Source organism: Curtobacterium sp. MCSS17_006 (genome assembly GCF_003234215.1).
GTDB lineage: Bacteria > Actinomycetota > Actinomycetes > Actinomycetales > Microbacteriaceae > Curtobacterium > Curtobacterium flaccumfaciens.
In genome coordinates this window covers 393,263-414,193 of sequence record NZ_QKSO01000001.1, presented here as the reverse complement: position 1 = coordinate 414,193, position 20,931 = coordinate 393,263, and the positions used below count along the sequence as shown (strand labels likewise).

Sequence of the window (20,931 nt, the reverse complement as noted above, 5' to 3'; positions counted from 1 at the left end):
CGCACGGTGATCTCGGCTACGAAGTTCCGGTCCTCGTGCTCGAGGTTGTCGTCGGGGGCGTCCGTGACCATCGCGGCAACGCCTGGGTCGAGAAGGATGCTGGCGCGCGTTCCTTGGCTTTCGTCTGTGAGCAGCTTGGTTCCGTGTCGTCGTTTTCGCACCGCTCAGTGTCGCGATCGCATCCCGCAAGCCGATCGGCTACCGGAATGCTCCCGTCGCACATCGCAACCGGCCTTCGCGTCCGTGATCCGTCTCCGGTCAGGGGCGTGGCAGGGCGCCGAGAAGCGTCGACGTGATTGAGCCTTGAAGCGCTTGGCGCAGGTTGAGATTCAGCACGCTGAGCTCGGGTTCGTCCGCGTAGACGGCGAGAAGGCTCGCCGGGGGCGGGACGTAGGCCGCCAGCGCTCCTGCCGTGATGAGGGTCATGAAGCAGAAGAACTGCGCGTCCTCACCGAGCTCGGGAACACGGCGGGTCACGAGCTCCGTCATGGTCGCAAGCCGGCCCAAGGAGGACCGCTTGTACCGTCGGACGACTTCGGTCGAGACATTGTGCTCGAGGACTCCGCCCTGCGCGCCGAACAAGTCGAGCATTGTGGACTGGTCTGCGAGGGATCGGCTCAGGACGTCGGCCAGCTGGTGAGCTCGGGTCGGCAAATCCGCTCGCTCGTCGACGCCGGTCTGCAGCCGGTCGTCGAGCTCCGGCAGCCACTTGCCGAAGTAGTCGTCGAGCAACTGGAGCAGCACCGCCTCACGGGACTCGAAGTAGCGGAGGACGTTCGACTTCGCGAGGCCCACACGGCGGCTGATCTCGTTGAGGGAGACGTCCGCAACGGGCATCTCGCCGAGCATCGTCGTGGTGGTGTTCAGGATCACCGATCGGCGGATCTCCCGTTGCTCTTCACTGCGCGCACGCTGGAACGTCATACCGAGATGCTACTAAAGACCGGCTGTCTCTTGACGAGAGCATCGCCGGTCTCCTAACGTTGCCGATACCAAAAGACCAGCGGTATTTTAAAGGAGCATCATGAGCGACACCTGGAACGAGCAGAGTATTCCTGACCAGCACGGACGCGTGGCGATCGTCACTGGCGCCAATACTGGCCTCGGTTTCGAGACCGCCCGCATGCTCGCCGAGCACGGCGCCGAGGTCGTCCTCGCGGTCCGCGACGTCGAAAAGGGCGAGCAGGCCGCGGCCCGCATCGCCGGCAACGTCCGCGTACAGGCCCTTGATCTCACCTCGCTGGACTCGGTCCAGGCCGCGGCAGCAGACCTGCACGAGGCCTTTCCCCGCATCGATCTCCTCATCAACAACGCCGGCGTGATGTACACGCCGAAGCGGACAACCACTGATGGCTTCGAACTGCAGTTCGGCACGAACCACCTCGGCCACTTCGCCCTCACGGGGCTGCTGCTGGACCGTCTCTTGCCCGTCCTGGGATCCCGCATCGTCACGGTCAGCAGCACCGGGCACCGCATCCAAGCCGACATCCACTTCGACGACCTGCAGTGGGAACGTTCCTACCGCCGCGCGGCCGCCTACGGACAGGCCAAGCTCGCCAACCTCATGTTCACGTACGAGCTGCAGCGCCGCCTAGCCCCGCACGGCACCACCATCGCCGCTGCCGCCCACCCCGGCGTGTCCAACACGGAGCTCATGCGGAACGCTCCGACGGCGCTGCGCGTGCCCATCGGGTGGCTCGCGCCGATGCTCACGCAGGTGCCCGAGATGGGTGCCCTGCCCACCGTCCGTGCGGCCACGGACCCTGGTGTCCTGGGCGCCCAGTATTACGGTCCCAGCGGTCGCGGCGAGGCCCGCGGCTACCCGAGGCTCGTCGCGTCCAGCCCCGCGTCCCACGACTACGCGATCCAGCAGCGCCTCTGGACAGTGTCCGAGGAGCTCACCGGCGTGACGTTCCCCGTGGTCGCGGCTGTGAGTGCGACCCCGTCGCGCTGAGACGCCTCGCGGTTCCCGCCGCGAGCTCCGGACGAGCCCACTGCAAGCGTGGATCGCCGACGGGTGGCTGCTGCGATTGCCGGACTCCCTCGAACAGCTCGATGGGTTCTTGCTCACCGTCCCCTGAGGACCGCTCGCAGAGGCGAGAGGCGGATCCCCTGCCCGGTGAAGGATCGCTCATCGGGACGGGGCAATCGGAGGCAGTGTGACGCTGTCCCTTCGTGTTCGACTGGCGGGAGATCCCGAGACCTCGCCGTTTTTAAGGTGACGTAGGAGGGGAAACATGAGCGACGCGAAGACTGGCGGTCGGCTGCGCCGATGGTGGACGCGGGCCAACGCTGTACCTCAACCGCACGCAACGACGCCAGGCCGGGCGACTGCGCCGTACCCGCAGCTCGGACGCCGTGACCGGCACGACTTCGCCGAGTGCGAGCAGTACCTGCTCCGGGAGATCGTCGACGCCGCCGGCACAGCTCGGCGCATATCCGCCCGCAGTGACGTATCGTTCACCGTCCCATGGCTCGTCCAGCCGTGGTCGATCTACAGCACGCTCGTCGATGACCATCGAGGTAGCGGACCTAGCAGAGCTGACATGACCCGAGTCATCGAGTGGCTCGCGTGCGAGGGCGCCGTCCGCGCGCTCACTGTCGAGCAGCGGGAAGAGCTCGTTCGGTCTGGCGAAGCGGCCAGAGTGCGTTCCGGCCAACCCCTCGGAGAGCCCGGTGCATCACCCGAGTTTGTCGCCGCTGTTGGCGAGATGTACCGACTGTGGGACCGCGGCTCCTGGGAAGTCGTCCCGACCGAGATGCTGCGGGTGTACCCGCATCTCGCGGATGCGAACACAGACTGGCATTCGGTGCGAACCCGGTGACGGCGAGACGGTCGGGACTGCCCTCCGTAGGCAGCAGTCTCACGGCACCGCGATCAGCAAGTGTTCCGGGAGACGACCGCTGAACGATCGGCTATAGGGCACCGAGACCAGCGCTCCTGTGTCCGTCGACGACGCCATCCACCTCGCAGTCGACCTTGTCTCGAAACCGATCTGGAATGAACGCCATCAGGTCCTCGGGAGCGTGTGGCGGCGAGTTCGCTTGACGACGGTCATCGGATCGACAGATCGATCGCGACGACACCGAGCACGAAGATCAGGACGATGACCACGAGGCCGATCGTGGGTATCAGCACCTGTCGCCGCAGTGTGGGAGCGCCGGACGCCCCGATGACCCAGGTCGTGATCGCGACGATGAACGCGACCAGCGGCACGAGAAACTGCGCGGTTTCCCCGACGGCGTACGAACACTGCAACGTCACGTCGAAAGCGCAGGGCGTGTACTGCTCCAGTTGCGCGGCGACCATCCCCGGCAGCGAGCCGATCGCCGCGAACACCTCGAGGAACACGAGGAAACAGAACGCGAGTCCGAGCAGCCACCAGCCACGGGGACGGCGCCGGACTTCGTCGATGGATGACCGCTTCATGTGAGCCCGACCGTACCGCAGGGGCGACACGGAGCACGGACTCGTAGGGTCGAGTCGTACCGACCGCACACCCGGGTGGGTCCGCGTCCCACAGCGGACCTGACGACGGGAACAGATCGTCCCTGTTGCCGGTTGCACCACACGGTGTCGCAGCCAGTGACACGAGAGCCCAGGAGGCCACCATGACCACCACCGAGACCGCCATCCTCGCCGGCGGATGCTTCTGGGGAGCGCAGCAGCTCCTCCGTCGTCGTCCCGGCATCGTCAGCACCCGCGTCGGCTACTCCGGCGGCGACGTGCCGAACGCGACGTACCGTAACCACGGCGACCACGCCGAGTCGGTCGAGATCGTCTTCGACCCGTCCCAGATCTCGTACCGGGACCTGCTGGAGTTCTTCTTCCAGATCCACGACCCGTCGACGAAGGACCGCCAGGGCAACGACATCGGTCGCAGCTACCGTTCGGCGATCTTCTACACCTCAGACGAGCAGAAGCAGGTCGCGCTCGACACCATCGCGGACGTCGACGCGTCGGGCATCTGGCCCGGCAAGGTCGTCACCGAGGTCACCGCGGCCGGCCCGTTCTGGGAGGCCGAGGACGAGCACCAGGACTACCTCGAGAAGAACCCGCACGGCTACACCTGCCACTTCGTGCGTCCGGGCTGGAAGCTCCCGCACCGCGACGAGGCGACCGCGGCCGTCTGACCTGACGGCCGCCGCGGATCAGCGTGATCCGCCGAGCAGTTCCAACCAGTCCCCGGGAAGGCGATCCGCCGGCCCGGGGACTGCCTGCGTCACGGGGTGGCTGGTGGGTGCCGCGAGCTCGAGCCCCTCGGAGCGGGTGTCGTCGCGGTAGTCCCACGCCCAGGTCTCGCCGGGCTCGTAGCTCTGGATGACCGCGTGCCCGGTCTCCTCCCAGTGCCGCGTCGCGTGCGTGTTGAGGGAGTCGTCGCAGCAGCCGACGTGGCCGCACGCCGCGCAGCGGCGCAGGTGCACCCACCACGAGCCGGTCGCGTCGCACTCGACGCACCCGTCTCCGCTCGGTGCGATCTCGGGGTGGATCATCTCGGCCTGGTCCGTCATGGCCCCATCATGCCTGTGAAGGGCCACATGCGGTCGGGAGGCACGGGGCGGGCCCGCACCGCGCCTCCAGACCGTCATCAGGTCGCGTCCAGGGCGAGGCGTGGGGCGGTCGTGCGGGTGGCCGGGCCAGGATGGCCCTGGGGCCGACAGCCGATCGGCTCGCAGAGGGAGGACACCGTGGACACAGCGCCGTACTCGCAGCCGTTGCGGGAGTACATCGAACAGCTGCGGACCGAGGGGTACAGCGTCGCGGACGGTCAGACGGCCGACCCGGAGCTGATCGACCCGCACGGCAACCCGGTGCTCACCTGGCAGGACGACTACCCGTACTCGGAGCGCCTGCCGCGGGACGAGTACGAGTACCAGAAGTACCTGCTGCAGATCGAGCTGCTGAAGTGCCAGTACTGGCTCGAGGACACCGGGCAGAAGGTCGTCGTGCTCTTCGAGGGGCGTGACGCCGCGGGCAAGGGCGGCACGATCAAGCGGTTCACCGAGCACCTCAACCCCCGGACCTCGCGGGTCGTCGCGCTGAGCAAGCCGACCGAGCGCGAGCGCGGTGAGTGGTACTTCCAGCGGTACGTGCAGCACCTGCCGGCCGCGGGCGAGATGGTCCTGTTCGACCGCTCCTGGTACAACCGCGCCGGCGTCGAACGGGTGATGGGGTTCTGCAGCGACGACGAGTACGAGTCGTTCATGACCCAGGTGCCGCAGTTCGAGCGGATGCTGGTCGACTCCGGCATCCACCTGACGAAGTTCTGGTTCTCGGTGACCCGGCGCGAGCAGCGGACCCGGTTCGCGATGCGCCAGCTCGACCCGGTGCGGCGGTGGAAGCTGTCCGACATCGACCTGCTGTCGCTCGACCGGTGGGAGGACTACACCGAGGCGAAGACGGCGATGTTCACCCGGACGAGCAAGCGCTACGCGCCGTGGACGATCGTGCGGTCGAACGACAAGAAGCGCGCGCGGCTCAACGCGATGCGGTACTTCCTGACGCAGTTCGACTACCCGGACAAGGCCGCCGACGTCATCGGCAAGCCGGACCCGCTCATCGTCCGCCGCGGCAAGCGGGACGTCGACGTCGAGTGATCCCCTCGGTGATCCCCCGCCGCTGATCCCCCGCCGCTGATCCGCCCGCCGACTCGGAACGTTTACACGCCGGGGCCTGCCGTCACGCACTCGAAACAGACGGGCAACGGCGCCGACACAGGGCCGCAAGACACTTGTCGCACTACCTGTCACCCGACAGGTACTCCGCGAAAGGTCTGCAGTCATGCGTTCTCCGCAAGCACCGCTCCACGCACCGCGCGCCACGTCCGACGTCGACACCCAGGGGCTCGCCCGCCTCGGCTACGAGCAGGAACTCCACCGCGGAGTCGGCTCGTTCTCCTCCTTCGCGGCGGGCTTCTCCTTCGTCTCGATCCTCACCACGGTCTTCCAGCTGTTCGGACTCGGCTTCGGGCTGGGCGGTGCTGCGTTCTTCTGGGCGTGGCCGCTCGTCTTCGGCGGCCAGCTGCTCGTCGCGCTGAACTTCGCGCAGCTCGCGGCCCGCTGGCCCATCTCCGGCGCGATCTTCCAGTGGTCGAGCCGCCTGGCCGGAGCCCGGTTCGGGTGGTTCACCGGCTGGACGATGATCATCGGCCAGATCCTCACCGTCGCGGTGGCGGCCATCGCCGTGCAGGCCGTGCTCCCCGCGATCTGGGACGGGTTCCAGGTCGTCGGCGGTCCGGGCGCGGACCCGTCCGTCGCGTCGCCGACCGGTGCCGCGAACGCGGTGGTCCTCGGTCTGGTGATGCTCGCCGTGACGACGATCGTGAACATCACGAGCGTCCGGCTGATGGCCCGCGTGACGAGCTTCGGCGTGCTCATCGAGATCATCGGCGTGGTCGTGCTCATCGGCGCCCTGTTCCTGCTGCCGCACCGCAGCGCCTCCGTGGTGTTCACGACCACCGGGTCGACGAGCACCGAGCCCTACGTGTGGGCGTTCCTGGCGTCCTCGCTGATGGCCGCGTACGTGATGGTCGGCTTCGACTCGGCCGGTGAGCTCGCGGAAGAGACCCACAACCCGCGCCGGACCACCCCGAAGACGATCGTCCGGGCGCTCACGGTCTCCGGCCTCGGTGGCGGGCTGCTCATCATCGGTGCACTCGTCGCCGCCCCGAGCCTGACCGACGGCAAGCTCGCCACGCAGGGTCTCGCCTGGGTGATCACCTCGACCCTCGGCGACGTCTTCGGTCGGCTCCTGCTCTGCACCGTCGCCGTCGCCGTCTTCGCCTGCACCCTCGCCGTGCAGACCGCCGGTGCCCGGATGGTCTACTCGATGGCCCGCGAGAGGGCGCTGCCCTTCCACCGCACCCTGGCCCGCGTCTCGCCCCGCACCGGCACCCCGATCGCCGCGTCGATCGTCGTCGGGGTCGGCGCCGGGCTGGCCCTCGCCGTCAACATCGGGCAGTCCGCGATCTTCACCGCCCTGTCGAGCCTGTGCATCGCGATGCTCTACCTGGCCTACCTCGGGGTCACCGGGCCGCTGCTGGTCCAGCGGATCAAGCTCCGTCGTACCGGGCTGCCGACCGGGGTCGACGAGGACGGCAAGCCGCTGTTCACCCTCGGTCGCTGGGGCATCCCGCTCAACGCCCTGGCCGTGGCGTTCCAGATCGGGATGGCGATCAACCTCATCTGGCCCCGGCCGGAGATCTACGACCTGACCGGCACCTCGTGGTGGCTGCAATACAGCGCGCTGCTGTTCATCGGCGGCGTGCTGCTCGTCGGCTGGGCGTGGTCGAGCTGGCGGCACCGCACGCACGGGCCGATCACCCTGGCCGAGGTGCCCACCACCGCGGCGGTGCCCGTCCCCGCAGCCGCGGCGAGCCCGACCGCCGCCTCCGTCGAAGCCTGATCCGGAAGGAACCCCATGCGCGACCTCCACCAGACCGACAGCGTGCTCGCCTCCCGATCCGACGCACGCGCCCAGGCCGGATCGCAGTCCGAGTACATGCCGTACCTGCCGGCGTCGTCGTCACCGTTCGCCCCCGAGGGCGTCGACCCCGCACAGCTCGTCTGGGCCGAGACGGTGGCGCCGGGCGGGTACACGCACAAGGTGCTGGCCCGCGGGTCACGGCTGCGGTTCGACGACCCGACGGGTCAGGCCTGCGCCAACGTCCTGGTGTTCAACGCGCTCGAACCGTGGGAACGGCTCAACGTCGCCGACACCCAGAAGATCCCGTGGCAGGCGTACCTGGGCCAGGGTTCGCCGCTGCTGAGCGGGGACGGCCGGGCACTCGCGACCGTGCTCGAGGACACGTCGGGGCACCACGACGCGTTCTGCGGTACCTCGACCGACGCCTGGAACGAGCGGAAGTACGGCGACGCGGCACCCGAGGGTCGCACCCCGAGCGGTCGGTCGCTGTTCGCGAAGGCCGCCGCCAAGCACGGGCTCACCAAGCGGGACCTGCCGCCGAGCATCTCGTTCTTCCAGGGCGTGCGGATCGACGCCGAGGGGGCGATGACGTTCACTGGGTCGGCCGGCGCGGGCACCCACGTCACGCTCGTCGCCGAGCTGCCGCTGCTCGTGCTGGTCGCCAACGTCGCGCACCCGATCGACCCGCGGCCGGACTACTTGGTCGGACCACTGCGGGTGCACGCCTGGCGCGGCGCTCCGACGACCGCGGCCGACGAGCGGTTCACCGCGACGCCGGAGCTCACCCGCGCCTACCTGAACTCGATCGACCACGCGGAAGCCCGAGGCCTGTGATGACCGACACGACGACCCACACCCCCACCTCCACCGTCCCGGTCGGCGCCGTCCACGACCCGGACGTCGCCCTCGACTGGAGCGAGTCCCTGGTTCCGGGCGCCGTGGTCCGTGACGACCGGGTCGCCCCGCTGGCGCCGTGGTCCGCCGTGGTCCGCGCCGGCGAGGTGCTCACCATCGTCGACGTCGGCGGCAACCAGAGCGCCGACTGCCTGCTCTACGACGCCCACGACCCCGACGAGCGGTACAGCGTGCCGGACACCCTCGCCGCACAGGGCAACGCGTACGTCCGGACCGGCACCGTGCTGATGTCGAACGAGGGCCGCCCGCTGATGACCGTCGTCGCGAACGAGATCGACCGGCAGGACACCATCGGCGGCGCGTGCTCGAAGGAGTCGAACACCCTGCGGTACGGGCACCACACCCGGTACCAGCACGGCTGCCGCGAGAACTTCCTGGCCGAGGCCGGCCGCCACGGACTCGGTGCCCGCGACATCGTGTCGAACCTCAACTGGTTCATGAACGTGCCGGTCGAGGCCGACGGCGCCCTCGGGATCGTCGACGGCATGAGTGCCCCCGGCAAGCGGGTCGCGATCCGGGCCGAGCGGGACGTGCTCGTCGTCGTCTCGAACTGCCCGCAGATGAACAACCCCTGCAACGACTTCTCCTGCACACCGCTGCGCATGATCGTGGTCCAACCGTGACCGCCGCGCCCGACCCCACCGGGACCGCCACCGTGAACCAGACCCCCCTCAGCACCGACACCGTCCTCGTCGCGAACCGCGGCGAGATCGCCCGCCGCATCATCCGGTCCGCAAAGGCGCTCGGCATGCGCACCGTCGCCGTCTACTCCGACGCCGACCGCGCAGCACCCCACGTCCGCGAGGCCGACACCGCTGTCCGGCTCGGTCCCGCCCCCGCCCGCGACTCGTACCTGCGCATCGACGCGGTGGTGCAGGCCGCGAAGGACACCGGCGCCGGACTCGTGCACCCCGGCTACGGGTTCCTGTCCGAGAACACCGAGTTCGCCCGCGCCTGCGAGGACGCCGGCATCCGGTTCGTCGGGCCGACCGCCGACCAGATCGTCCGGTTCGGCGCGAAGCACACCGCCCGCGAGCTGGCCGCCGCCGCCGGGGTCCCCATGCTCGCCGGCACCGGGCTGCTCGCCAGTGTCGACGACGCCGTGGCCGAGGCCGAGCGCATCGGGCTGCCCGTCATGCTCAAGGCCACCGGAGGCGGCGGCGGGATCGGCATGCAGGCGTGCTCCACCCTCGACGAGGTCCGCGAGGCCTACACGAGCGTCGTCCGCCTGGCGACCGCGAACTTCGGGTCGGCCGGCATCTTCCTCGAGCGCCTGGTCCGGCCCGCCCGGCACGTCGAGGTCCAGCTCTTCGGCGACGGCGAAGGCCGCGTCGCGGTGATCGGCGACCGCGACTGCTCCCTGCAGCGCCGCAACCAGAAGGTCATCGAGGAGGCCCCGGCACCGGCGCTCCCCGAGCACGTCCGCGCCGAGCTGCACGCGTCCGCCCGCCGCCTGGCCGAGAGCGTCGGGTACCGCAGCGCCGGCACCGTCGAGTTCGTCTACGACCCGGTGCGCGAAGAGGCGTCGTTCCTCGAGGTGAACACCCGCCTGCAGGTCGAGCACCCCGTCACGGAAGAGGTCTTCGGTGTCGACCTCGTCGAGCTCATGCTCCGCCTGGCCCGCGACGGTGCCGCCGGCATCGACCCCGACGTGTTCGACCGCACCTGGGCCCCGAACGGCCACGCCGTCGAGGCCCGCGTCTACGCCGAGGACCCGGCGAAGGGCTCGCTGCCCTCGAGCGGCCTCGTCACCCAGGCCGTGTTCCCGAGCGCGACCACGGCATCCGGCGAGCGCACCGGCATCCGCGTCGACGGCTGGGTCGAGACCGGCTCCGAGGTGTCCGCGTTCTACGACCCGATGCTCGCCAAGGTGATCGCCACCGGGGAGACCCGCGACGACGCCCTCGAGCTGCTGCGCGACGGGCTCGCGGCCACCCGCATCGACGGCATCGTCACGAACGCCGGGCTGCTGCGTGCGCTGACCGACGACCTCGAGCTCCGCACCGCCACGCACTCCACCTCGACGCTCGACGCGACCGAGGACCCGGACCCGCGCATCGACGTCGTCGCCCCGGGCACCATGACGATGATCCAGGACCTGCCCGGCCGGGTCGGGTACTGGCAGGTGGGCGTCCCGCCGAGCGGCCCGTTCGACGCGGCGTCCTTCGCCGAGGCGAACCGCGCCGTGGGCAACCCGGACGGTGCCCCCGCGCTCGAGGTCACCGCCACCGGCCCGACGCTCCGCTTCTCGGCCGCCGCGGTGGTCGCGCTCGCGGGAGCGCCGGCGCCGGTCACCCTCGACGGTGAGCCCGTGGCGCTGTGGGAGCCGGTCGAGGTCGGCGCCGGCCAGACCCTGGCGATCGGCACGGCACCCGGTCCGGGCCTCCGCACCTACCTGGCGGTCCGCGGCGGCTTCGACGTGCCGACCTACCTCGGATCGACCGCGACCTTCACGCTCGGTGGCTTCGGCGGCCACGCCGGTCGGGCCCTGCTCGCCGGCGACGTCCTGCGCCCGGGCTCCCCGGACTCGGACGCCCCGCACCCGGCGTTCCCGTCCGGCACCCGTCTGGGCCTGGTGGGCGGTCCGACCCCGGCCGACCGCCGCACCGCGCTGACCGACGCGTGGGAGATCGCAGTCACCGAGGGGCCGCACGCCGCACCGGACTTCTTCACCCGGGCCGACCTCGACGTCTTCTACGCCACCGACTACGCCGTGCACCACAACTCGGCGCGCACCGGCATCCGGCTCATCGGGCCGCGGCCGGAGTGGGCGCGGACCGACGGCGGCGAGGCCGGCCTGCACCCGTCGAACATCCACGACACCCCGTACGCCGTCGGTGCGATCGACTTCACCGGGGACACCCCGATCATCCTCGGACCGGACGGGCCGTCGCTCGGCGGCTTCGTCTGCCCCGCCGTGGTCGCCAGCGGCGACCTGTGGAAGCTGGGCCAGCTCCGACCGGGTGACACGGTCCGGTTCGTCCCCGTCCGCGAAGCCGACGCCGCCGCGCTCGACGCGCACCGGGCCTCCAGGACGGTGCCGCGCACCGGAGGCGACGGCGACGACGGCGTGATCGCCCGCCTGGACGCGACCGACGTACGGCCGAGCGTCGCGTACCGACGCGACGGCGACGACAACGTGCTCGTCGAGTACGGCGACATGACGCTCGACATCGCGCTGCGGATGCGCGTGCACGCGCTCATGACGAAGCTGCAGGAGCACACGCCGAAGGGGATCCTCGACATCACGCCGGGCATCCGCTCGCTGCAGGTGCACACCGACGCGTCCGTGCTCAAGGCGCGGGACGTGGCGGGGCTGCTCCGCGAACTCGAGGACGAGATCCCGCCGACCGACCAGCTCGTCGTGCCGTCCCGCACCGTGAAGCTGCCGCTGTCGTGGGACGACCCGGCCACCCGCCTGGCGATCGAGCGGTACATGAACGGCGTCCGGAACGACGCCCCGTGGACGCCGTGGAACATCGAGTTCATCCGTCGCATCAACGGGCTCGAGAGCGTCGACGACGTCTTCCGCACCGTGTTCGACGCGAGCTACCTGGTGCTCGGCCTCGGCGACGTGTACCTCGGTGCCCCGGTCGCGACCCCGCTCGACCCCCGGCACCGCCTGGTCACGACGAAGTACAACCCGGCCCGCACCTGGACCGCCGAGAACTCCGTCGGCATCGGTGGCGCGTACCTGTGCATCTACGGCATGGAGGGTCCGGGCGGCTACCAGTTCGTCGGTCGCACCGTGCAGATCTGGAACCGGTTCCGCCGGGGCGGGCTGTTCCAGGAGAACCCGTGGGCGCTGCGGTTCTTCGACCGGATCGAGTGGTACCCGGTCGGTGCCGACGAGCTGCTCGAGCTGCGCGCGGAGACGGACGCCGGACGGGGCTCGTTCGAGACCGTCGAGGGCGAGTTCTCGATCGCGTCGTACAACCGGTTCCTGGCCGACAACGCCGGGTCCATCGCGGACTTCCGGGCGCAGCAGGCGCAGGCGTTCGGCGAGGAGAAGGAGCGGTGGCGGGCATCGGGCGAGTTCGACGTCCGCGACGAACCGGCCGCCGTGGTGGCCGACGCCGTGACCGTGCCCGAGGGGTCGACCGCGGTGTACGCCCCCTTCACCTCGACCGTGTGGCAGGTGGACGTCCGCCCGGGAGACCGCGTGGACGAGGGGCAGAAGCTGCTGGCCGTGGAGGCGATGAAGATGGAGTCGATGGTGCACGCACCGGTGCCGGGCCACGTGCTCGAGGTCTACATCAAGCCGGGCGACCAGGTCGCGCCGGGCCAGGTCCTCGCCGCGATCGGAGCGGCAGCGTGAGCGGGGCCGTCGCTGCCGCGGCCCGCGTCCGCGACGCCTTCGCCCGCATCGACGCCGTCGACCGCCCCGAGGTCTGGATCACGCTGCGCGACCGTGCCGGCGTGCTGGCCGAGGCCGAAGCCGTCGACCCGTCCCTGCCCCTGGCCGGCCTGCTGTTCGCCGTGAAGGACAACATCGACGTCGCCGGCCTGCCCACCACCGCAGCCGCCCGCTCCTACGCCCACGACCCCGCCGCCGACGCCACCGCCGTGGCCCGGCTCCGCGCCGCCGGCGCCGTCGTCGTCGGCAAGACGAACCTCGACCAGTTCGCCACCGGCCTGGTCGGCACCCGCTCGCCCTTCGGCGCGGTCCGGAACGCCTGGGACCCGACGCGGATCTCCGGCGGCTCGTCGAGCGGCTCCGCCACGGCGGTCGCCCTGGGCATCGTCGACTTCGCGCTCGGCACCGACACCGCCGGGTCCGGCCGGGTGCCCGCCGCGCTCGGCAACCTGGTCGGGGTGAAGCCGACGAAGGGACTCGTGCCGAACACGGGCGTCGTCCCCGCCTGTCGCTCGCAGGACTGCGTCACGGTGTTCGCCCGGTCGCTCGACCTGGCGCGCACGGCGGCCGAGCTGATGGCCGGTCCGGACGGCGTCGACCCGCTCGCGCGGCCCGACCTCGCCCTCGCCGACCTGCCCGCCGTCCCGCGCATCGCGGTGCCGCTGCCGTCGCAGCTCGAGGGGCTCGCGCCCGGATGGGCCGAGGCGTTCGCCGCGGCCGTCGACCGGTTCCGGGCGCTCGGACACCAGGTGGTCGAGGTCGACATCGCACCCCTGCTCGACGCCGCGTCGCTGCTCTACGACGGCGCGTTCGTCGCCGAGCGGTACGCAGCAGTGGGCGCCCACATCGAGGCCCACCGCGACGAGGTCGGTGCCGACCTCGACCCGTCGGTCGCCGCGATCGTGCTCGGTGGAGCACGACCGACCGCCGCAGAACTCTTCGCCGACCAGGAACGGCTCGACGCCTTCGGGGCAGCGGGTCGCGCTGCACTCGAGGGCACGACCGCCCTGCTCACCCCGACGACGACGTGGCACCCGACGCTCGAGCAGGTCGCGGCCGACCCGATCGGCGCGAACAGCCGGATGGGTCGGTACACGAACTTCGCGAACCTGCTCGACATGGCCTCGCTCGCCGTGCCCGCCGGGGTCGTCGACGGGCTGCCGTTCGGCGTGATGCTCACCGGCCCGGCGTTCAGCGACCGGCGCCTGGCGGCGTTGGCGGCAGCGTTCGCCGCCCCGGCCGTCGACCTGCTGGTCGTCGGGGCGCACCTGCGCGGCGGGCCCCTGAACGGCCAGCTGGTCGCGTCCGGCGGATCGTTCGTCCGGGAGGCCCGCACCGCGTCCGACTACCGGCTGTACGCCCTCGACACGGTGCCACCAAAGCCCGGGTTGGTCCGCGTGGGTCCGGTCGCGTCCGGTGCTGCTGCGCCGGGGCCGGGGTCGGGCTCGGGCTCGGGCTCGGGCTCGGGCTCGGGCATCGTCGGGGAGGTCTGGCGCCTGCCCGCCGCCGGCTTCGGCACCTTCGTCGCGGCTCTGCCGGCACCGATGGCGATCGGCACCGTGGCGCTCGACGACGGCACCGAGGTCACCGGGTTCCTGGTCGAGCCGTTCGCGGTCGAGGGCGCCGAGGACATCACCCACCACGGCGGCTGGCGCGCGTACCGGGAGCAGTCGTGACGGACTCCGGCTGTCAGGATGGGGGCATGTCCCCCGACGACCGGCCCGTGCGCCCCGGCCGACCGCGGGTCGTGCCGAACGCCGACTCCGCCCTGAGCCCGCGCGACCAGATCCTCGACGCCGCCGCCGCGCTGTTCGTCGAGAACGGCATCAGCGCGACCTCGACCCGGGCGATCGCCGAACGGGTCGGGATCCGGCAGGCCTCGCTGTACTACCACTTCGCCGGCAAGGACGACATGCTCGTCGAGCTGCTCACGACCTCGGTGCGCCCGAGCCTCGAGCTGGTCCGCGGGCTCGAGCAGCTCGTGCCGGAGTCGGCCTCGGCAGCCGGTGCCCTGGCCGCGCTGGTCGTCGCCGACGTGGACACCCTCGCCCGCACACCGCACAACATCGGCACGCTGTACCTGCTGCCCGAGGTGCAGGGCGAGCGCTACGACGGGTTCCGGGCCGAGCGCGTCGAACTGCAGGAGGCCTACGGGCGCCTCGGCTCGCGCGCTGCCAGCCCGGAGGTCGCCGCCGGTGTCTCGCCGTCGCGCCTCGGTGCGGTGCTCATCCAGATCACCGAGACCGTCATCCAGCTCCGCCGGTCCGGCCCCGTGCAGGACGCCGACCGCGACGCCCTCGTGGCGACCTGCCTGCGCGCCTGCGGCCTCGACACCGCCGCCGTGGCCGAGGCCCGACGCGACGCCGAGTCCCTGCTGGCCGCCGTCGCGGTCTGACCCTCCCTCTCCCCTCTGCAAGGAGTCACCATGACCACGATCACCCCCGCCGCACACCGTCCGCTCGCCGACGCACTGCTCCCCCGCACCGCCGTCGTCAGCACCGCCCTGGTCCTCGGCGGCGCATTGCTGACCGCCGGTGCCGCACAGCTGTCCGTGCCGATCTGGCCCGTCCCGATCACCGGGCAGACCCTGGCCGTGCTGCTCGTCGGCAGTGCGCTCGGTGCCCGTCGCGGTGCCCTGTCGATGCTCGTCTACGCACTGCTCGGCGTCGTCGGGCTGCCGGTCTTCGCGGACGGTTCGACCGGGGTCGGCGTACTCGTCGGTCCCTCCGGCGGGTACATCGTCGGCTTCGTCGCCGCCGCGGCCCTGGTCGGCTGGGTCGCCGAGCGCTTCGGCGACCGCCCGCTGCGGAACGCGCTGCTGTCCTTCGCCCTCGGCACCGTCGTCACCTTCGTCGCCGGGATGGCCTGGCTCGCGGTGGCACTCGGCCTCGACCTGCAGCAGACCCTGCAGTACGGGCTCTACCCGTTCGTCCTCGGTGGTGTGGTGAAGACCCTGATCGGCGCCGGCGTGATCTCGCTCGGGTGGACCGCGGCACTTCGCTCGGCCACCCGCCGGTGAGCGCTCCGTCAGGACTCCGCCGCCGGCCGTAGGGGTTCCGTCAGGAGGCCTTCCGCGCTGCTCGAGCGCGCGAGAGCGTGAGGTCGTGACACTGACTGCGATCATGCCGACGCTCCGCGCGTCGCTCCCCGATCCGATGGACCCGTTCCTCTGGCCGGCCCACACCGTCGCGACCACCGACGACCTGCTGGTCTCGGCGATCTCGATGGTCCGGCTCGCCGACCTCACCGGCACCCCGACCGTGCACACCGCCGAGCAGTCCCCGCCCCGGTACCGTCCGCGCGGGTGGGCGCCCCGCGACGTGAGCGTCGCCGTCGCGTCGGTCACCCGTGTGCGGCGACCGCGGACCGGGGTGGTGCTCCTGGAACTGGACGCGGTCCTGCCGACCTGCGCCGTGCTCGACCAGGTGCGCCTGATCGGACGCCGGAGCACCGCTCCCCTCTCCCCGATGTACGTCGTCACCCGCTGTGACGGTCAGGCCGACGGTCCGTTCCACCGCCTCCCGGCTCCGTTGCCCGCCGACGTCCGCGAAGGCGACCTGGTCTGCTTCCCGTGCCTGGCGACCGTCCGGCACCGCGACGTCGTCGAGCCGGTCCGGGCGGAACTCGCGCCGGTGCGCACCGAACTCGCGCCGGTGGGTCGATGACCGTCGCGCTGCCGGTCCGCACCCGGCTGCTCGACGGCACCCACCTGTGGGGCCGGTACACGATCCGCCCCGTCGGGCGGACGCTGTGGAGCTCGCGGACCCTCGTCGTGTTCCCGCCCGGCACGACCACCGGCGAGCGCCGGCTGCTGCGTGCCTGGCACGTCTGGCCGGCCGTCGGGGCGGTCGTCGCCCTCGCCGCCCTGGTGCTCGCCGTCTCGGTCCCCGCCGTCGGCACGACCACCGCGCTGCTCGTCTACGGCGGCGGCTTCGCGGTCCTCGCCCGCGCCACCCGCACGCTGCGACCGCGGGTGCGGTCCGTCACCGTGACGACGTTCCTGGGCGACGGACGCCGCGAGGTCCACGGCGACGAACGCCTGCTCACCGGCTCCCTGGACGCGCTGTCGATCCTGGAGCAGGCGCTCCGGGCCGACCGCATCCGCCCCGTCGACTTCGAGCTGATCTGGGGCGACGTGTGGAACGCCCTGGAGTCCCCGGACCCGGACCACCGCGTGCAGCGGTCATCCTGAAGCCGGTTCCCGCGCCGCGCGTTTGTATGGGTCCGGGAAGGAGTACGCGATGAAGCACATCCACTACGACGCCACCACGATCCTGGTCGGTGACGACGTCGCCGACGCCGTGATCGAGTACGCCGCGGCCCTCGCAGGCGGGGACCGAGCGGACACCGTCGACGTGCCCGCCGTCGCCGACGACGGGACGATGACCACCACGAAGATCCTCATCGGACCCTCGAGCGAGATCGTCATCGAGGACGCGGAAGAGGACGAACTCGAGATGGACAACGGGGAGTTCGTCGGGCGGCTGCGCGCCGCCGCGAAGACCTTCGGGCACAGCGAGCCGATCCACGCGAACACGCGGTCGGACCTGGCGGACGCGGCGGAGGCCGCCGAGGAGCACTGACGCCCGGGCGTCGCGCTTCCGCGACGAAACGGAGAGGGTCTCCTGTACTGTGGTGATTCCGGAGAGCCTCTCCGGTACTCGACGCCACAGCCTGGAGGCCCGCCATGCCCGAGCAGGCCGCTCCCGCCGGGCGCGCACCGCGCGCCGACGCGCTCCGCAACCGAGACCACATCCTGCGGGTCGCCGAGCGCGCGTTCACCGAGCACGGCGTGACCGGCTCGCTCGACGCGATCGCCAAGCAGGCCGGCGTCGGCGCCGGCACCCTGTACCGGCACTTCCCCACGCGCGAGGCCCTGCTCGCCGAACTCCTCGCCGCGCGCGACGAGCACCTGGTGGCCCGTCGCGAAGCACTGCGCGACGGCTCCGTGGACACCGGCGACGCCCTGCAGGGCTGGTTCGACGCGGTCACTGAGTGGGCGAGCACGTTCGACGGGCTGCCCGAACCGCTCCGCGCCGCCGCCTCGTCCGACTCGTCGCCGCTCGCCCTGACGTGCCAGGGGTTCATCACCACCACGGACGAGTTCCTCCGCGCCGCGCAGCGTGCCGGTCGTGCACGTGCCGACGTCCGCGCGCGGGACCTGTTCCTCGCCGCGTTGGCGACCAGCTGGGTCCGGGGTGCCGCGATGGCCGACGACTCGTCGTCCGCCGCGCTCTCCGCCCTGTCGAGGCGCGGCTGGGAAGCCCCTGCTCTCCCCTGACCTCCACCACTGTTGAAAGGGCACCACATGAACCGCATCGGCATCATCGGCAGCGGAGCCATCGGCACCGCGATCGCGCGCCTGGCCGTCGCCGCCGACCTCGACGTCCTCATCGCGAACTCGCGCGGCCCCGAGTCGCTGCAGGACCTCGTCGCCGAGCTCGGCCCGCACGCCCAGGCCGGCACCGTGCGACAGGCCGTCGAGTTCGGCGACGTGCCCGTCCTCGCGATCCCGCTCACCGCCTACCCGGCACTCGCCCCCGACCTCGACGCCTTCGCCGGGCGGACCGTGCTGTCGACGGGCAACTACTACCCCGTTCGCGACGGCCGGATCGAGCAGCTCGACACCCTCGCGACGACCACGGCGGAGTACGAGCAGACGCTCCTGCCCGGCACGCGGATCGTCAAGGCGTTCAACAACATCGTCGCGCACCACATCCCGATCCTCGCCGGCTCCACGCCCCGCACCGCACTGCCGATCGCGGGCGACGACGAGCAGGCCGAGGCCGTGGTCGCCGAGCTCGTGCAGCTGCTCGGGTTCGACACCGTGGACGCCGGGACCCTTGCCGAGTCGTGGCGCTTCGAGCCGGAGTCCGGGGCGTACACGGCGATCTACGCGGCGAGTGCCGAGGGGTTCGCGGCGGACTACCTGGCGGATCAGGGAGCACCGTTGCCCGCGGAGCGGCTGCGGGACATACTGGCGGTGTCGCACCGGGCGGATGTGGCGAACCGGCAGTTCTGACGATCGCGGCTCCAGGGGGACACTTGCGACGACGAAACCATCAGCTCCTCACTGCAGCAGCGGGCGTGGTCTGCATCGCAGTGGTCACCGGATTGTCCGCATGTGCCACGCCTGGGGCTGCCTCCGGGCCGGAGCCCGATGCGCTGAGCGCGGCGCGAGCGGAGACCATCCTCGACGCGAACGCCGATCAGGCATGGCAGCTGGTCGAGTCACGCCATCCGAGGCTCGAGCGGCCGGTGGTCGACCGCGTCCGGACCGTCTCGCACGCCGACTGGGCCCCGACGCAGGAACGCTGCATGAGCGCCGCGGGGTTCCCGCAGGCGAAGGCGATGCCCGACGCGAGCCTCGTCTCCGGACAGGTGCCGGCGGAACAGTCCGAGCGGTTCGCGGTCGCCGAGTACACGTGCGGTGTCGAGTACCCCATGGCCGCGAAGTACCAGACTGCCTTCAACGAGTCCCAGCTGGAGTGGCTCTACCGCTACTCCACGGGAGAGCTCACGAAGTGCCTGCAGGACCGCGGCATCTCGGTGGAGCGTGGCCCGAGCGAGCAGGAGTTCGTCGACAGCGACGGGGCGTGGTCGCCGTACCGGTCGGTCGATCTGCCGCAGTCCCAGTACTACGAGCTCGTCACCGCCTGCCCGGAGATCCCGGACTCGATCTACGGCTGAGCGGCTCGGGAGGAGTCTCCCGAGACACCGCTCGTCCGAGCTGCCCACCCAGGGAACCGAGGAGCGCGACGACGAAGCCGACGATCTGCAGCGGCGACAGCACCTGGCCGAGGACGACCCACCCGAGCACTGCAGCGGTCAACGGACTGAGGACGCCCAACAACGCGATCCGCGCCGACGGCAGCGCCCGTGCGCCTCGGAACCAGACGCTGTAGGCCAGGGCACCACCGACCAGCGTGAGCCAGGCGTACCCCGCGTACCCGGCGGTGGTCGGCTGCCACGGCCCGCTGTCGACGATCGGGATGAGCGGGGCGATCACCACGCCCCCGACGATGAGTTGCCACGCGGTCGAGGTCAGGGGGTGTGTGCCCTCCGGGGTGCCCCACCAACGAGTGAGCAGGAGCCCCAGTGCCATGGACACCGTCCCGAGCGCCGCCGCGCCGAGCCCGAGCACGTCGAACACGGCACCTCCGCTGAGGGAGACGAGCGCGACGCCCACCAGGGCCACGACTCCCCACACCACGTGGGTGATCGCGGGCCGTCCCCACCGCAGCGCCAGGGTGAGGGCCACGACGACGAGCGGCTGGAGCGCACCGACGATGGCCGCCAAGCCACCCGGCAGCCGGTCGGCCGCGACGAACAGCAGCGGGAAGAAGCACCCGATGTTGAGCATGCCGAGCACGAACGTCCGGAGGCGCCAGCCCCGCGGTGGGACTCCCGGCCGGAGCGCGAGCAGCAGCAGGCCGGCGGGGAGCGCACGGAGGACACTCGCCGTCATCGGGTGATCGGCGGGCAGGAGCTCGGTGGTGACCACGTAGGTCGACCCCCACACGATCGGCGCCACTGCCGCGCTGAGCGTGAGGCCGGCCGCCGCCGACGTGGACAGCGAGCGATCGGTCATCGGAGCCTCGTTTCCTTCATGCTGAACTTCTCAACGCTGAGACATTATGGCCCCGATAGGCTCGCGTCGAACAGTTCAGCGTGAAGGAGTGGTCCGATGGAGGATGCCGTCGATCGAGTCGTGGCCCAGTGGGGCCGGGAACGACCAGACCTCGACGTCCGCGCGATGGCCGTCATCGGGCGCATCGGGCGCGCCGAAGCGATCCTCGACCGGAGGGTCGGCGCCGTCCTCGCTGAGCACGACCTGCTGCCGGGTGAGTTCGACCTCCTCGCGACCCTCCGACGTTCGGGATCGCCACATCGGCTGGCCGTCGGACAGATGCTCGCCGCCACGATGGTGACCTCGGGCGCCGTCACGAACCGCTTGAACCGGCTCGTCGCGAAGGGCTACGTCACGCGGGAGACCGACCCCGCGAACCGGCGGAGCGTGCTGGTCACGTTGACCGATCACGGGCTGACGGTGGTGGACGCGGCGCTGGCCCGGCACGTCGAGAACGAACGGGCGCTCCTCAGCACGCTGAGCAGCGACGAGGAGCAGCAGCTGGCCGGGCTCCTCCGGAAGCTGCTGCTCGGCCTCGGTGACGGGGCGGCCTGAGCACAGCCCGTCGTGCCGGCCGCACTCGGGGCCGACCTGACGCGCTCC

The 20,931-nt window shown here is 71.3% G+C and carries 22 protein-coding genes; 18 read left to right on the top strand and 4 right to left on the bottom strand.

The window, feature by feature from the left end:
• Positions 1-258: 258 nt before the first annotated feature.
• On the bottom strand, positions 259-924 hold the full coding sequence (locus tag DEJ21_RS02075; RefSeq protein WP_111223538.1) for a TetR/AcrR family transcriptional regulator: 666 nt from the start codon (positions 922-924) through the stop codon (positions 259-261).
• Positions 925-1,024: 100 nt separating this feature from the next.
• On the opposite strand from DEJ21_RS02075, the gene DEJ21_RS02070 reads away from it, so the two are divergent.
• Together DEJ21_RS02070 and DEJ21_RS17925 are read left to right on the top strand one after the other, a co-directional pair.
• A complete protein-coding gene (locus DEJ21_RS02070; protein WP_111223537.1) occupies positions 1,025-1,954 on the top strand; it encodes an SDR family NAD(P)-dependent oxidoreductase in 930 nt (309 codons plus the stop codon).
• A 283-nt stretch (positions 1,955-2,237) separates the two neighbouring features.
• Positions 2,238-2,825: a hypothetical protein gene (locus tag DEJ21_RS17925; RefSeq protein WP_146247685.1), complete on the top strand. Its 588-nt coding sequence runs from the start codon at positions 2,238-2,240 to the stop codon at positions 2,823-2,825.
• Positions 2,826-3,055: 230 nt separating this feature from the next.
• On the opposite strand, the gene DEJ21_RS02060 is transcribed toward DEJ21_RS17925, so the two are convergent.
• Positions 3,056-3,352 carry a hypothetical protein gene (locus DEJ21_RS02060; RefSeq protein WP_146247684.1) on the bottom strand — a complete coding sequence of 99 codons (297 nt, stop codon included), beginning with the start codon at positions 3,350-3,352 and terminating at the stop codon, positions 3,056-3,058.
• Between the two features lie 260 nt (positions 3,353-3,612).
• Here DEJ21_RS02060 and msrA point away from each other — a divergent pair, with 260 nt between their 5' ends.
• Positions 3,613-4,134, top strand: coding sequence for a peptide-methionine (S)-S-oxide reductase MsrA (gene msrA, locus DEJ21_RS02055; RefSeq protein WP_071245202.1), 522 nt, complete (start codon positions 3,613-3,615; stop codon positions 4,132-4,134).
• Positions 4,135-4,152: 18 nt separating this feature from the next.
• On the opposite strand, the gene DEJ21_RS02050 is transcribed toward msrA, so the two are convergent.
• Positions 4,153-4,512, bottom strand: a complete 360-nt coding sequence (locus DEJ21_RS02050; RefSeq protein ID WP_071404761.1) for a UBP-type zinc finger domain-containing protein — start codon at positions 4,510-4,512, stop codon at positions 4,153-4,155.
• A gap of 177 nt (positions 4,513-4,689) precedes the next feature.
• Here DEJ21_RS02050 and ppk2 point away from each other — a divergent pair, with 177 nt between their 5' ends.
• From ppk2 to DEJ21_RS01980, 14 genes are all read left to right on the top strand, one after another.
• Positions 4,690-5,598, top strand: coding sequence for a polyphosphate kinase 2 (ppk2, locus tag DEJ21_RS02045; RefSeq protein WP_027467245.1), 909 nt, complete (start codon positions 4,690-4,692; stop codon positions 5,596-5,598).
• A gap of 184 nt (positions 5,599-5,782) precedes the next feature.
• Positions 5,783-7,405, top strand: a complete 1,623-nt coding sequence (locus tag DEJ21_RS02040) for an APC family permease (RefSeq protein WP_111223534.1) — start codon at positions 5,783-5,785, stop codon at positions 7,403-7,405.
• Positions 7,406-7,420: 15 nt separating this feature from the next.
• Positions 7,421-8,260 carry an urea amidolyase associated protein UAAP1 gene (locus tag DEJ21_RS02035; RefSeq protein WP_111032603.1) on the top strand — a complete coding sequence of 280 codons (840 nt, stop codon included), beginning with the start codon at positions 7,421-7,423 and terminating at the stop codon, positions 8,258-8,260.
• Positions 8,260-8,964: an urea amidolyase associated protein UAAP2 gene (locus DEJ21_RS02030; protein WP_111223533.1), complete on the top strand. Its 705-nt coding sequence runs from the start codon at positions 8,260-8,262 to the stop codon at positions 8,962-8,964. Before DEJ21_RS02035 ends, DEJ21_RS02030 begins: the two co-directional genes overlap by 1 nt.
• On the top strand, positions 8,961-12,659 hold the full coding sequence (uca, locus tag DEJ21_RS02025) for an urea carboxylase (RefSeq protein WP_220036546.1): 3,699 nt from the start codon (positions 8,961-8,963) through the stop codon (positions 12,657-12,659). Before DEJ21_RS02030 ends, uca begins: the two co-directional genes overlap by 4 nt.
• Positions 12,656-14,374, top strand: a complete 1,719-nt coding sequence (locus tag DEJ21_RS02020) for an allophanate hydrolase (RefSeq protein WP_111223532.1) — start codon at positions 12,656-12,658, stop codon at positions 14,372-14,374. Before uca ends, DEJ21_RS02020 begins: the two co-directional genes overlap by 4 nt.
• A 26-nt stretch (positions 14,375-14,400) precedes the next feature.
• Complete coding sequence (locus tag DEJ21_RS02015; RefSeq protein ID WP_111028703.1) at positions 14,401-15,093, top strand: TetR/AcrR family transcriptional regulator; 693 nt, start codon at positions 14,401-14,403, stop codon at positions 15,091-15,093.
• 30 nt (positions 15,094-15,123) lie between these two features.
• On the top strand, positions 15,124-15,717 hold the full coding sequence (locus DEJ21_RS02010) for a biotin transporter BioY (RefSeq protein ID WP_111223531.1): 594 nt from the start codon (positions 15,124-15,126) through the stop codon (positions 15,715-15,717).
• 85 nt (positions 15,718-15,802) lie between these two features.
• A complete protein-coding gene (locus DEJ21_RS02005) occupies positions 15,803-16,363 on the top strand; it encodes a hypothetical protein (protein ID WP_146247683.1) in 561 nt (186 codons plus the stop codon).
• On the top strand, positions 16,360-16,890 hold the full coding sequence (locus DEJ21_RS02000; RefSeq protein ID WP_111223529.1) for a DUF6611 family protein: 531 nt from the start codon (positions 16,360-16,362) through the stop codon (positions 16,888-16,890). Before DEJ21_RS02005 ends, DEJ21_RS02000 begins: the two co-directional genes overlap by 4 nt.
• A gap of 49 nt (positions 16,891-16,939) precedes the next feature.
• Entirely contained in the window at positions 16,940-17,281 is a 342-nt protein-coding gene (locus DEJ21_RS01995; RefSeq protein WP_111110199.1) for a hypothetical protein, read from the top strand.
• A 104-nt stretch (positions 17,282-17,385) separates the two neighbouring features.
• A complete protein-coding gene (locus DEJ21_RS01990; RefSeq protein ID WP_111223528.1) occupies positions 17,386-17,979 on the top strand; it encodes a TetR/AcrR family transcriptional regulator in 594 nt (197 codons plus the stop codon).
• Positions 17,980-18,006: 27 nt separating this feature from the next.
• A complete protein-coding gene (locus tag DEJ21_RS01985) occupies positions 18,007-18,720 on the top strand; it encodes an NADPH-dependent F420 reductase (RefSeq protein WP_111223527.1) in 714 nt (237 codons plus the stop codon).
• A gap of 296 nt (positions 18,721-19,016) precedes the next feature.
• The gene (locus DEJ21_RS01980) at positions 19,017-19,388 is read left to right on the top strand and encodes a hypothetical protein (protein WP_146247682.1); all 372 of its coding nucleotides are present in this window, start codon (positions 19,017-19,019) and stop codon (positions 19,386-19,388) included.
• On the opposite strand, the gene DEJ21_RS01975 is transcribed toward DEJ21_RS01980, so the two are convergent.
• Positions 19,348-20,289: an EamA family transporter gene (locus tag DEJ21_RS01975; protein WP_111223525.1), complete on the bottom strand. Its 942-nt coding sequence runs from the start codon at positions 20,287-20,289 to the stop codon at positions 19,348-19,350. The two genes, DEJ21_RS01980 and DEJ21_RS01975, sit on opposite strands and share 41 nt — an antisense overlap.
• A 96-nt stretch (positions 20,290-20,385) precedes the next feature.
• Here DEJ21_RS01975 and DEJ21_RS01970 point away from each other — a divergent pair, with 96 nt between their 5' ends.
• Positions 20,386-20,883: a MarR family winged helix-turn-helix transcriptional regulator gene (locus DEJ21_RS01970; protein WP_111223524.1), complete on the top strand. Its 498-nt coding sequence runs from the start codon at positions 20,386-20,388 to the stop codon at positions 20,881-20,883.
• Positions 20,884-20,931 lie beyond the last annotated feature (48 nt).

Coding starts and splice junctions, on each gene's coding strand:
- DEJ21_RS01970 (WP_111223524.1), top strand. CDS start 20,386: ATGGAGGATGCCGTCGATCGAGTCGTGGCCCAGTGGGGCCGGGAACGA.
- DEJ21_RS02035 (WP_111032603.1), top strand. CDS start 7,421: ATGCGCGACCTCCACCAGACCGACAGCGTGCTCGCCTCCCGATCCGAC.
- DEJ21_RS01980 (WP_146247682.1), top strand. CDS start 19,017: ATGAGCGCCGCGGGGTTCCCGCAGGCGAAGGCGATGCCCGACGCGAGC.
- msrA (WP_071245202.1), top strand. CDS start 3,613: ATGACCACCACCGAGACCGCCATCCTCGCCGGCGGATGCTTCTGGGGA.
- DEJ21_RS02030 (WP_111223533.1), top strand. CDS start 8,260: ATGACCGACACGACGACCCACACCCCCACCTCCACCGTCCCGGTCGGC.
- DEJ21_RS02010 (WP_111223531.1), top strand. CDS start 15,124: ATGACCACGATCACCCCCGCCGCACACCGTCCGCTCGCCGACGCACTG.
- DEJ21_RS01985 (WP_111223527.1), top strand. CDS start 18,007: ATGAACCGCATCGGCATCATCGGCAGCGGAGCCATCGGCACCGCGATC.
- DEJ21_RS01990 (WP_111223528.1), top strand. CDS start 17,386: ATGCCCGAGCAGGCCGCTCCCGCCGGGCGCGCACCGCGCGCCGACGCG.
- DEJ21_RS02040 (WP_111223534.1), top strand. CDS start 5,783: ATGCGTTCTCCGCAAGCACCGCTCCACGCACCGCGCGCCACGTCCGAC.
- DEJ21_RS02000 (WP_111223529.1), top strand. CDS start 16,360: ATGACCGTCGCGCTGCCGGTCCGCACCCGGCTGCTCGACGGCACCCAC.
- DEJ21_RS01975 (WP_111223525.1), bottom strand. CDS start 20,289: ATGACCGATCGCTCGCTGTCCACGTCGGCGGCGGCCGGCCTCACGCTC.
- DEJ21_RS02075 (WP_111223538.1), bottom strand. CDS start 924: ATGACGTTCCAGCGTGCGCGCAGTGAAGAGCAACGGGAGATCCGCCGA.
- DEJ21_RS02070 (WP_111223537.1), top strand. CDS start 1,025: ATGAGCGACACCTGGAACGAGCAGAGTATTCCTGACCAGCACGGACGC.
- DEJ21_RS02015 (WP_111028703.1), top strand. CDS start 14,401: ATGTCCCCCGACGACCGGCCCGTGCGCCCCGGCCGACCGCGGGTCGTG.
- DEJ21_RS01995 (WP_111110199.1), top strand. CDS start 16,940: ATGAAGCACATCCACTACGACGCCACCACGATCCTGGTCGGTGACGAC.
- DEJ21_RS17925 (WP_146247685.1), top strand. CDS start 2,238: ATGAGCGACGCGAAGACTGGCGGTCGGCTGCGCCGATGGTGGACGCGG.
- DEJ21_RS02050 (WP_071404761.1), bottom strand. CDS start 4,512: ATGACGGACCAGGCCGAGATGATCCACCCCGAGATCGCACCGAGCGGA.